Below are 10,522 nucleotides of genomic sequence, written 5' to 3'. Positions count from 1 at the left end.
TGAGGGGACAGCCCCTCTGGCTGCCGGTGCCTGCTGCAGCCGACGATTGGCCGGAAACACCGGCATTGAGATGCCGATAACCAAGACCATTGGTTCAGCACGTGCTTGTGCTCGCTGGCGCTGCTGGTTTTGGGCGACAAGCTCCTAGCCGCAGGTCCACCAGGCTCTCGGCACAGAAGGCCCACTGCCGGGCCGAGGCATCGGGCTGTTGCCACAGCTCGAGCTCCACCACCACCAGGGGCAACACGGGCCCAAGCCGACTGGCCTGCAACAGCGGCTGGTGGTCCACCACCCGCAGGTCCCGCTTGAACCAGACGATCTGCAGCGGCCCCATGGCCGCGACCCTAAAAGGCACGCGGCGGGGATTGAGGGAGGCCAGCAGACTGCCACCAGAAACCGACCCTGCCCATGGCGACCACCACCCGGCAACGCCTGATGGCTCGGCTGGCTCTGGCGCCCCTGCTGGGGGTGGCCCTGGCCGCCAACCTCCCACCAGCGATGGGCGCCGATGGACTGCCGGGCTATGCGCCAGGCGCGGGGGTCGACGCCACCGCCGCACGCCGGATCACCCGCTGGGCGCTCACCGAGTATCAGGTGCCCGGCGTGGCCATCGCCCTGGTGCAGGACGGCCGGCTGGTGCTGGCCGAAGGTTTCGGCGTGCGCGATCTCTCCACCGGTGCCCCCACCACCGCCGACACCGTCTTCCAGCTGGCGAGCGTGTCGAAAACCTTTACCGCCGCCACGGTGGCGGCCCTGGTGGATCGCAAGCGGCTGGGCTGGGAGCAGCCGATGGTGTCGCTGCTACCCAACTTCCGCCTCGCCGATGCCTATGCCGGCCAATGGGTGAATGCGCGGGATCTGCTCACCCACCGCGCCGGATTTCCCGCGTTCTTCGGCGACCTGTTCGATCATCTCGGCTACGACGGCGCCGACGTGCTGCGGCGGATCCGCTACTTGAAGCCCGCCAGCTCCTTTCGCGATCGGGCCGCCTACTCCAACGTCGGCTTTTTCCTCGCCGGTGAACTGGCGGCCAAGGCCGGCGGCCAGCCCTTCGCGGAGCTCGCCCGCAGCCTGATCTTCCAGCCCCTGGGCCTCAGCCGCACGGGCGTCGCCACCACATTGATGGGTGACGGCACGGCCCAGCCCGGAACGCTGGAAGATGTCAGCCGCTCCCATGCCCTGGTGGGGGGACGGCTGCAGGTGGTGCCCCCCAACCTCAGCGCCCTGTTCATCCCCGCCGGCGGGTTGGCCAGCAGCGCCAACGACCTCGGCCGCTACGTTCAGATGCTGGCCCGGGGCGGTGAAATCGACGGCCGGCGCCTGCTCTCGGAGGACGCCATGGCGGCCCTGTTCGAGCCGGTGATCGCCGTGGAACCGAGTTTCACCGAGTTCCCGCCGATTGCTGCCAACTCCGGCTTCGACTATTCCCCAGGCTGGGGCGTGTACCACTACAACGGGCTGAAAGTGCTGGAGAAGGGCGGCGCCCTCGATGGCGTTCGCACCCTGCTGCTGCTGGTGCCCCAGAAGCGCTTCGCCGTGGCGATTCTGGCCAACCGCAACCTCACGGCCCTGCCGGAGGCGGTGCGGGCGGCCCTGCTGCAGCAGGCCTTCGGACGGCCGGGAGAGCCGGATCTGCAGCCGGAGATCAAGGCCAGAGGAGAGAAACTCGAAAACCTGCTACTGGCGGTGGAGCCCAGGCCTGCCGATCCGAAGCCCCCGTCACTCCCCCTGGCGGCCTTCACCGGCACCTACGTCAACGACCTGTTCGGAACCTGGACAGTGGCCGAGCGGCAGGGAGCTCTGGAGGTGCTGGCGGGCCCGGCCCGTTACCGCGCCGCGCTGACCGCCTGGAATGGCGACACCTTCAGTCTGCTCTGGCCTGGCGTGCTCTCAGCGCCGCTGGAGGTGCCGTTTCAGTCGGATGGCCGTGGCCGGGTGAACGGGTTCGTCTACGACGGCTACGCCTTCCGGCGGGTGGAGTCTTGAGTACCCAGCGACATCGGACGGATCCCCGGCACCGGACGGATCCCCGTATCGCCGGGCACCCGCAGAAACCAGCGATCGGTCCAAGGATGGGACTGGAAAACAGAGATATCCCCTCATGCGCGAGATCGTGTTTCGCGTGATCAGCGAGCGGCCCGGCCACCTGGAGGCCAGGGCCGAACACCAGCCCATCACCATCACCGCCCCCTCCCTCGAAGAACTGCACCACGAGGCCCGCGAGGCCCTGATTGAGCACCTGGGCCCCATCCACGTGGCCTATCGCGCCCGCATCCGCCGCCCCGATCCAGGCCCCCAGGCCGTTCGCCAAGCCATCCGGGGCCTCGGTCACCGGCCTGTCCCCTGCTGCTGAGCCCCTTGCCCGACGCCGCTCCTGGCTCCAGCGACGACGTTCTGCACCTCTGGTTTGAGGAGACCGAGCCGCGCCAGTGGTTCATCAAGGATCCCGGCTTCGATCGAGGGCTGCGGGAGCGGTTCATTGCCCTGACCCGCCAGGCCATCGCCGCTGAGCTGGCCCTGTGGGGGGACGCACCATCCAGCGGCCTGGCCCTGGTGCTGCTGCTGGATCAGTTCCCCCGTCAGATCTGGCGCGACACGCCCATGGCCTTCGCCGGCGATCCCCAAGCCCTCGCCCTCAGCCTGGCGGCCATGGACCTGGGCTGGCTCGAAGCCGAAGCCGATCCGGCCCGGCGGCAGTTCTGGCTGATGCCGCGCATGCACAGCGAAGACCTGGCCATTCAGGACGCCGCGATCCCTTTGTTCGAGCGGTTCACCGATGCCCGCACCGCCGCCTTCGCCCGCCGCCACCGCGACGTGATCGCCCGCTTCGGGCGATTCCCGCACCGCAACGCGATCCTCGGCCGGGTCTGCACCGCAGAGGAACTGGCCTTCCTGAAGACCCCCGGCTCCAGCTTCTGAGTCGGCAGCACCGCCCCCTGACAGTTCCTATGCCCGTGGCTACAGCAGGAACAGCAAGGTCTGGCTTCATGCAAACAAACACTCCCAATGCACCGTCCGGCCATGCGGCCCGCCATGACGGGATGGAGAGCGGGCATAGCAGCGATCCCTACCAGCAGCGCCACAAGCCGTCCCAACCCAGCACCTGTCCGGATTGCCAGGCCAGCTACCACGACGGTCGCTGGAGCTGGGAGGCACCCCAGCCCGGTGCTGTCAGCCACCGCTGCCCGGCCTGCGAGCGCATCCGGGATGGGGCACCGGGGGGGGAACTGAGCCTGTCCGGCAGCTTTCTGGCGGCGCACGCCGACGAGGTGATGCGGCTGGTCAACAACACCGAGGAGCACATCCGCCAGGAGCATCCGCTGGAGCGCCTGATCGACACCAGCGGCGATCCGGCCAGCGGAGAGATGCTGCTGCGCTTCACCGGCATCCACGCAACCCATGGGGTAGCCGAGGCCCTGGAGCATGCCTTCTCGGGAACGCTGGACGGCGCCCTACCCGGAGGCCGGCGCCCCCATGCGCGCTCGTTGGCAGCGGGATTGAGCAGCAGGCGATCCAATGGCGGATCCAAGCTGATCGCAGGGTGATCGCCAGGAGCCTTTCGCAGCCCCAGCCTGGCGCGGAGGGATGATCAGGGCCTCTCCCGCCACAGGCGAGAGGCTTGTCGCTCTTCCTGCCCTCCCCCATGCTTCGCCTCGCCCAAGCCCTCGACAGCCAGCTGTGTGCGGCAATGGAGCGGGCGTTTCCGCAGGCCGCCGCCGAGGCCCGTGCCGATGGCCGGCGCCTGGATCCACAGTTGGCAGCGGCCAGCAAGCCCGAATTCGGTGATTTCCAGGCCAACGGCGCCCTGCCCCTGGCCAAGCCCCTGAAGCAGCCGCCCCGCGCCATCGCCACGGCAATCGTGAACGAACTGGCGGCGGATTCAGCCTTCGCGGAACTCTGCCTGGAGCCCCAGATCGCCGGGCCCGGCTTCATCAACCTCACCCTGCGCCCTGAGCGGCTCGCGGCCGAAGTGGCGGCCCGTCTTGGGGAGCCCCGCCTGGGCGTTCCCGCGGCTGGCGAGGTGAGTGGAGGCCAAGGCGACACTCAAGGCGGAGGAACGCCAGCTGCTCCGGTGGTGGTCGACTTCTCCAGCCCCAACATCGCCAAGGAGATGCACGTGGGGCACCTGCGCTCCACGATCATCGGCGACTGTCTCGCCCGGGTGCTGGAGTTCCGCGGCCACCCGGTGTTGCGCCTCAACCACGTGGGCGACTGGGGCACCCAGTTCGGCATGTTGATCACTCATCTCAAGCAGGTGGCCCCCGAGGCGCTCATCACCGCCGATGCGGTGGACCTCGGCGATCTGGTGGCCTTCTATCGCCAGGCCAAGCAGCGCTTCGACGACGACCCCGTCTTCCAGGCCACGTCCCGCGAGGAGGTGGTGAAGCTGCAGGGGGGAGATCCGGTCTCGCTGAAGGCCTGGGGGCTGCTCTGCGACCAGAGCCGCCGGGAATTCCAGAAGATCTACGACCGGCTCGACATCCGCCTCAGCGAACGGGGCGAATCCTTCTACAACCCCTATCTCGAGGCCGTGGTGACCGACCTGGAGGCCACCGGGCTGCTGGTGACCGACGACGGCGCCGGCTGCGTGTTCCTGGAGGGGGTGAGCGGCAAGGACGGGAAGGCCCTGCCGGTGATCGTGCGCAAGAGCGACGGCGGCTTCAACTACGCCACCACCGACCTGGCGGCCATCCGGTACCGCTTCGCCGAGCCCCCCACGGGCGATGGCGCCCGCCGCGTGATCTACGTGACGGATGCGGGCCAGGCCAGCCATTTCGCCGGCGTGTTCCAGGTGGCCCGGCGCGCCGGCTGGATCCCCACAGACGGGCGGCTGGAGCATGTGCCCTTCGGCCTGGTGCAGGGGGACGACGGCAAGAAGCTCAAGACCCGTGCCGGCGATACCGTGCGCCTGCGGGATCTGCTCGATGAAGCGGTGGAGCGGGCAGGCGCCGACCTGCGCCGCCGCCTGGAGGAGGAAGAGCGCCACGAGGAGGAGAGCTTCATCGCCCATGTGGCCACCACCGTGGGACTGGCGGCGGTGAAGTATGCCGACCTCAGCCAGAACCGCACCACCAACTATCAGTTCAGCTTTGATCGGATGTTGGCGCTGCAGGGCAACACCGCCCCCTATCTGCTCTATGCCGTGGTGCGGATCGCCGGCATCGCCCGCAAGGGCGGCGATCTGGCGAGCAAGGTGGATGCCTCCACCCTGCAGTTCAGCGAGCCTCAGGAGTGGGCCCTGGTGCGCGAACTGCTGAAGTTCGACGCGGTGGTGGCCGAGGTGGAGCAGGAGTTGCTGCCCAACCGGTTGTGCAGTTATCTGTTTGAACTCAGCCAGGTATTCAACCGCTTCTATGACCAGGTGCCGGTGCTCAAGGCTGAGGAGGGCGCCCGCCCTGGACGTCTGGCGCTCTGCCGGCTCACGGCCGACACCCTGCGGCTGGGACTGGGCCTGCTCGGCATTCCCACCCTGGAGCGGATGTGAGCGCTCCTCGCGGCAGGTCATCCTGTCTCTCCCAGCGGCACCGAATCGGCGCAGGGGCCGAAGCTGCCGAGCAGGTCCTGCCAGCTGGCGTCATCCAACAGGAAGTCGCGGCGGATCCGGCTGAAACTGCCGCGAAAATGGGGGTCTGCCAGCAGGTGCTGGAGTTCGTCCGTTCGCGTCAACCGGAGCAGCTCGAGCATGGCCTCCCGGGCGGCGTCCTGACGGAGGCTGCGGATTTCCCGTTGCTGGCCCGTGAGGTCGAGGATGCGCGGATCCTGGCTGGCCAGCTCCTGGATGGCAGCCCAGTGGTCGTCGTCGTCCAGCTTCAGGGATTGACGCAGTTCCTCCAGTTGCACCAGGGCGGTGGCGTGCTCCAAACGACCCGACCCGAACAGGTCCGCCATCACCCCCCCGTAGATGTTTCGCTTGGTTTGACTGATCTGGGCCGGTAACACCTTGGCCAGAGTGAACACTTCTGCGGCACTGAGTTCACCGATCGAACGGCCGTCCAGATAGGGCGAGAGGTCTGGAATCAGTTGCTGCAGCTGCCTGCGCAGGCTGGCACTGGTACTTTCGCGGACATAGGTGGCCCGTTCGCGAGACCAGCCCCGGTGCAGCCACATGCCGCTCACGATCAGAGCCACGGAGCGAATCACCTGCCCACCCGCCGGTCCCAGCAGACCGATGGTGGGATCGGCGAACCAGAAGAAGATGTTCACGGCCAGGAATGAGAACAGCAGGCGTGTGCGGTGGAGGGCCATCGCCTGGGCCCGCAGCCCGAAGTCCGGAGTCAGTTGCCGCTCTTGCAGCTGCTGCAACCACCCCTGCAGTGCCACCGAGATCCAGGCCGCGAACACCAGCAGGGCCGGAATCGCCACAAGACGGGGCACGGCCAGGATCCATGGGCCCGTCACCAGTGGGCTCCAGGCGTATTCGGTCACGGCGTTGTCGTAGGCCCACATGCCGCTGCGCAGGTAATCGAGCCCGCCGCGGGATTCGAGTTTGATGATCAGGAAGAAGGCGAGCACCAGGCCGGGATAGGACCCCCAGGCCCAGTTCAGACCTCGTTTGCCCTTGAGCGACGACCAGTAGGTTCGCTCCGAGTCGATGTCGATGCAGGGCGACTGGCAGGCCACGCAGGCACTTTGGACCGTGCCGCTGTCCGTCACGGTGCGGCACATCGACTGGGTCAGTTTGGAGATGGTCTGGAAATGGGCCGGACTGCCGAAGAAGCTGCGCGGGCCGGTGAGGATCGCCTGGACTGGGGCCATCGGGCAGACGTACTGGCACCAGGCCTTGCCCCCATAGGCCCAGCCCACCACCAGGGCGGCGACCGCCGTGAACAGGAGCAGGAGGCCCAGCCCGAGGGTGCTGCTGTTGACCAGCAGCAGCCGCAGACACAGCCCAGCGATCAACAGGCTCCACTGCAGCTCCAGGTGATGCCGGCCCAGCCAGGACCCGGGATCCACCTTCGCCACCTCGCGTCGCCCTCCCCTGCCGGTCACCATGCGCTGCTTCCCCAGAATCCGGAACAGCTGGGACACCAGGGCGAGGGGTACAGCGGCGGCACCCCCATCGCCGCTCGCAGCTCCACCAGCGGCACATCCACGTGCTCCCAGAAGTTCCAGGCAGGATTGAAGGTGTCGCCGCTGGTGACATCGCCACGGCTCCACGCCACCCAGAACTTGGACGCATCCAGTGCTCCCGTGGCGCTGCCGGCCGGCTCCACGAGCGACACGCCCAGGTGCCAGCTCACGATCACCGGCAGGATGTGCCCAGCCAGCGCCTCCACCGGGTGCATGCCGGCAGTGAATGTGCTCACCAGCAGCTCGCCCTGCGGCGACGTGCCGTAGCCCGAGAGCAGGTGGGCGGCATCATGGGGCGTGGTGAAGGCTTCGGCCACTGCCTCCTCCACCCCTGCAAAAAGGAAGCCGTTGGCGCGGTAGAAGTCGTGAAAGGCCCGTCCGAAGCTTCCGGGTGGCTTCGCGGCCAGCGCCTCATAGCGCTGGCTGAGTTCCGGATCCGGCGCATCCCGGTAGGGCAGCAGCCACTCACCGAAGCTCGCCACATCCTCCACCCACTCGCCGGTGATGCTGGCCCGGTTGCGGCGCAGCATGTCGGCCCGCGCCAGCCCCAGCTCGCCCTGCACCAGCGACTGCAGATCGCGGACTGCCGGCTCCTCAACCCCAAGTGCCTCGACGTAAGCCGCCACCCGCTCGGCCGCAGCGGGCGACACCCGCCCACCCACCGTGGCGATCACCACCAGCGGCACGATCGCCTCGCTCCCCCGCTCCCCCAGACCCTCGGCCAGCTGGGCCGGCGAAACGCCCCCAAGGCTGTGGAGATCCAGCGCGGTGCCGATCCGGAACATCAGCAGCGCCGCCGAACGCAAGGCAGCGCGATCAAGGGTGGTGAGTTCACCGCCGCCAGCCCGGGCCACCTCCGCCATCGCGCCAAGGATCAACCGGGCCTGCTGCTCACTGCCATCGAAAATCACCGGCCACTCCCCTGCCGTGGATCACACCATCCTCAGGCGGGAGCCGTCGCTCGGCAATGCAGAGGACGGGGCGCCGGAGCTGGCGATCATTCAGGGATGGGCAGGTTGTGATCACGCCAACGGTTTGATCTGATCCTGGAGCTCCGAGACTGGCTGCCGTGGCAGCTTTCGTTTCAGCAAAGTCCGCCTCGACAGGCAGCGCAGCGCCGTTGCGAACACCAACAGGGCCAGCCCGGGCTGGATCAAGACATGGGCCTGAGCCACCAGTGGCAGTTCGGGGCAAGAGAAATTAGCCGTGAACTGGCTGAGGATCTGCAGCAGTCCGCTGAAGATCGCGCAGAACATGAGCACGACAACCAGGGGGAACAGCACCAGGGGCGTGACCACCCCGATCAGGGCAAGCACAAGACCAAGAACCTGCAAACCTCTCAGCCAGAGCAGAGTCCGCGTTGTCATCCCAGCGCCTGGGAGCAGCCCGTTCAGCAGTACGGCGAGTAGAGGGGGCAGCAGCAGGGTCAAGGCCCAGCGGAACGCTTCGGCAACGGATTCAGGCACAACCATAGGGAAGGAAGCATGACCCGATCATCTCTGCGTCGGGAGTTGACTGAGCCCCTGATTGCGAAGCTGACGCCAAGGATCCGGACCTTCGGGGCCTCTCTTGGGGCAATGCATCAAGACAACTGCCAGCGAGTCATGCATCAGCGGATACGCGTAGACCTGCCCGGTGCATGCTGTTGCTAGCCAGCAGAAGCCATCCATCTCTTAGTCTACGAACGGTGAATCCAAATCTGTTGCCAGGACGTGCACCTCAGGATCAGCATCAAAAGTCGCGATCAGATCTCTGTGCAACCTGGCTGCAGCCGTGCGGGCTCCATTATCGACGAACCGAAACTTCTGCCAGCTCCAACGCCAGCCCTGAGTGGCGCCATCCGTGACGTAGAGATCAAGAGCGCCGCCACCACCTTCGCGGCCATAGATACAGATTCCGAAAAGAAATGAGAACCCAGACAAACCAATCCACCATCCCCAATCCTCACAGCAGCAATCTGACGCCTCATAACCTCTTTCTCCAAGATTGTCGACAAGGTACTTTGCGAGCGCCTTCCCGTACATTCCTTCGTTGACGAGTTCCTCGGCCTCGCCTGGAAGAATCGGAAACTTCTCAGAGGCAATGCGAATAAATGGACCCACTTGAACCTCGATCAGATCAACGTGAAAGTTCAGCCGCACCACTTTGTGGCGTCAACTGGAGCGCCCTATCAGGTACTTTATCCGCCAGCAGAAAGGCTAGCGCGAACAAGAATATCGCCGGCACCAACAGATACCAGAACCTCATCACAACCATGCCTTTATATGACGGGCAAGGCCGAATCCTATCCTTGCTTGGCATTGGTAGAGTGCCTTTGACCCAGCTGTAGCCAACTATGCCGGCGAAACCACCCAAAGACATCAGGCCAAAGGCCAAACAATTCAGCGCAGCGCCTTGAAACAAGGTTCCAAGACTGTGATTCCACTTATCGCTGAGTAAAAACGAGTCCTGCCCAAGCAAGTAAATGCCACCAACGAACATTCCGACCGCCAGGACAATGTTCAGAGCGATTCGAAGTCGATTCATGGGTGGCAATCCTAACAGTTGCCATCAGCTGGCCGCGAAGAGTATCGCTGAAAACTGCTTCATGGAATCAGCGAACTTCAGGAGGTAGTTCAGATGAATAGCATGGTTGGAGATTGCTCTTTGCCCTGAGAGGAAACCTCTCGGGATTGCGTATCGACTCAACGGACAAGTCAACGTCGAGCTCAGGCCAATAGAGATGATCAGCGGTGGGACGCCTAACGTTAATGACTTGCTCAATCGTGGCGGCCTTGAACCACGGAAATTTAGAATATGGGAGAGCTAATTCTTCGTCATCAATAAGCATCCAGATGCAAAACCTGGAAACATTGGTGACCTCAGCTTCCAAAGTCGTTGTTCCAGGCATCGATGATCTCCTGTTGACGTGAAACTGCCAGGCGTTCGGCATCCTTGATCTTGGAGGAGCTTAGCCCGATGTTGCGGGCAAGTTCAATGGAAGGACTCAGCCAAAACTTCGCCTCACCATCTCGATGGCTGACATGGATGTGCATGCGGCTCTCCTCGCGTGAGAAGAAGAAAAACCGAAATTCGCCGTCCCGGAAGACAGTTGGTAACAAGCATGCTCCCAGACTTGAGTTCCAGCATAGCCCTGCTTTCAGGCTGGCGATTCAGTAGATCCGAGAAGGGCTTGATGGCGGTTGTACTATCTCGTTATCTATGGGTTAGCTGTTTCCATCTTTCTAACGCTGCCCCTGAGTGGCAGGCAGGGGGATCCTGCAGTGGCGCAGCAGAGAGTTTATGGCGGCCTGTCCACTCGAGGGGTGTGCTAGGAGTTTGTCGCCCAAAACCAGCAGCGCCAGCGAGCCAAGCACGTGCTGAACCAATGGTCTTGGTTATCGGCATCTCAATGCCGGTGTTTCCGGCCAATCGTCGGCTGCAGCAGGCACCGGCAGCCAGAGGTGCTGTC

The 10,522-nt window shown here is 65.1% G+C and carries 12 protein-coding genes and 1 pseudogene; 5 read left to right on the top strand and 8 right to left on the bottom strand.

All coding sequences use genetic code 11. The features are described 5' to 3' along the window. Positions 1-148: 148 nt before the first annotated feature. Positions 149-334: pseudogene (locus KQ310_RS11565) on the bottom strand (deoxyribodipyrimidine photo-lyase); the annotation flags it as partial. Between the two features lie 74 nt (positions 335-408). Here KQ310_RS11565 and KQ310_RS11560 point away from each other — a divergent pair. The 5 genes from KQ310_RS11560 to argS all read left to right on the top strand — a co-directional run bounded on the left by KQ310_RS11560 (position 409) and on the right by argS (position 5,485). Then, positions 409-1,986 (top strand): serine hydrolase, encoded by a 1,578-nt coding sequence (locus tag KQ310_RS11560; RefSeq protein ID WP_259721901.1) that lies wholly within the window; start codon positions 409-411, stop codon positions 1,984-1,986. Between the two features lie 115 nt (positions 1,987-2,101). Then, the gene (locus tag KQ310_RS11555) at positions 2,102-2,353 is read left to right on the top strand and encodes a hypothetical protein (protein ID WP_259721900.1); all 252 of its coding nucleotides are present in this window, start codon (positions 2,102-2,104) and stop codon (positions 2,351-2,353) included. 5 nt (positions 2,354-2,358) lie between these two features. Beyond that, positions 2,359-2,919: a DUF924 family protein gene (locus KQ310_RS11550; RefSeq protein ID WP_259721899.1), complete on the top strand. Its 561-nt coding sequence runs from the start codon at positions 2,359-2,361 to the stop codon at positions 2,917-2,919. Positions 2,920-2,987: 68 nt separating this feature from the next. Then, a complete protein-coding gene (locus KQ310_RS11545) occupies positions 2,988-3,545 on the top strand; it encodes a BCAM0308 family protein (protein WP_259721898.1) in 558 nt (185 codons plus the stop codon). A 98-nt stretch (positions 3,546-3,643) separates the two neighbouring features. After that, entirely contained in the window at positions 3,644-5,485 is a 1,842-nt protein-coding gene (gene argS / locus KQ310_RS11540; RefSeq protein WP_259721897.1) for an arginine--tRNA ligase, read from the top strand. A 17-nt stretch (positions 5,486-5,502) separates the two neighbouring features. Here argS and KQ310_RS11535 read toward each other — a convergent pair whose 3' ends face one another. From KQ310_RS11535 to KQ310_RS11505, 7 genes are all read right to left on the bottom strand, one after another. Next, the gene (locus KQ310_RS11535) at positions 5,503-7,029 is read right to left on the bottom strand and encodes a 4Fe-4S binding protein (RefSeq protein ID WP_259721896.1); all 1,527 of its coding nucleotides are present in this window, start codon (positions 7,027-7,029) and stop codon (positions 5,503-5,505) included. Further along, positions 6,987-7,982, bottom strand: coding sequence for a hypothetical protein (locus KQ310_RS11530; RefSeq protein WP_259721895.1), 996 nt, complete (start codon positions 7,980-7,982; stop codon positions 6,987-6,989). The genes KQ310_RS11535 and KQ310_RS11530 overlap by 43 nt, the downstream gene beginning before the upstream one ends. 111 nt (positions 7,983-8,093) lie before the next feature. Further along, the gene (locus KQ310_RS11525) at positions 8,094-8,438 is read right to left on the bottom strand and encodes a hypothetical protein (RefSeq protein WP_259721894.1); all 345 of its coding nucleotides are present in this window, start codon (positions 8,436-8,438) and stop codon (positions 8,094-8,096) included. A gap of 306 nt (positions 8,439-8,744) precedes the next feature. Further along, on the bottom strand, positions 8,745-9,215 hold the full coding sequence (locus KQ310_RS11520) for a hypothetical protein (RefSeq protein WP_259721893.1): 471 nt from the start codon (positions 9,213-9,215) through the stop codon (positions 8,745-8,747). Then, entirely contained in the window at positions 9,190-9,597 is a 408-nt protein-coding gene (locus KQ310_RS11515; RefSeq protein WP_259721892.1) for a hypothetical protein, read from the bottom strand. Before KQ310_RS11515 ends, KQ310_RS11520 begins: the two co-directional genes overlap by 26 nt. Before the next feature lie 67 nt (positions 9,598-9,664). Further along, a complete protein-coding gene (locus KQ310_RS11510; protein WP_399238214.1) occupies positions 9,665-9,901 on the bottom strand; it encodes a DUF2442 domain-containing protein in 237 nt (78 codons plus the stop codon). Between the two features lie 31 nt (positions 9,902-9,932). Next, positions 9,933-10,172, bottom strand: coding sequence for a DUF4160 domain-containing protein (locus KQ310_RS11505; protein WP_259721890.1), 240 nt, complete (start codon positions 10,170-10,172; stop codon positions 9,933-9,935). Between the last annotated feature and the right edge of the window lie 350 nt (positions 10,173-10,522).

The sequence above is a fragment of the Synechococcus sp. CS-1328 genome, assembly GCF_025128095.1.
In the GTDB taxonomy this organism is placed as follows: Bacteria; Cyanobacteriota; Cyanobacteriia; order PCC-6307; family Cyanobiaceae; genus CBW1002.
The sequence above is the reverse complement of the archived record's forward strand: the minus strand, read 5'-3'. Positions and strand labels throughout refer to the sequence as shown.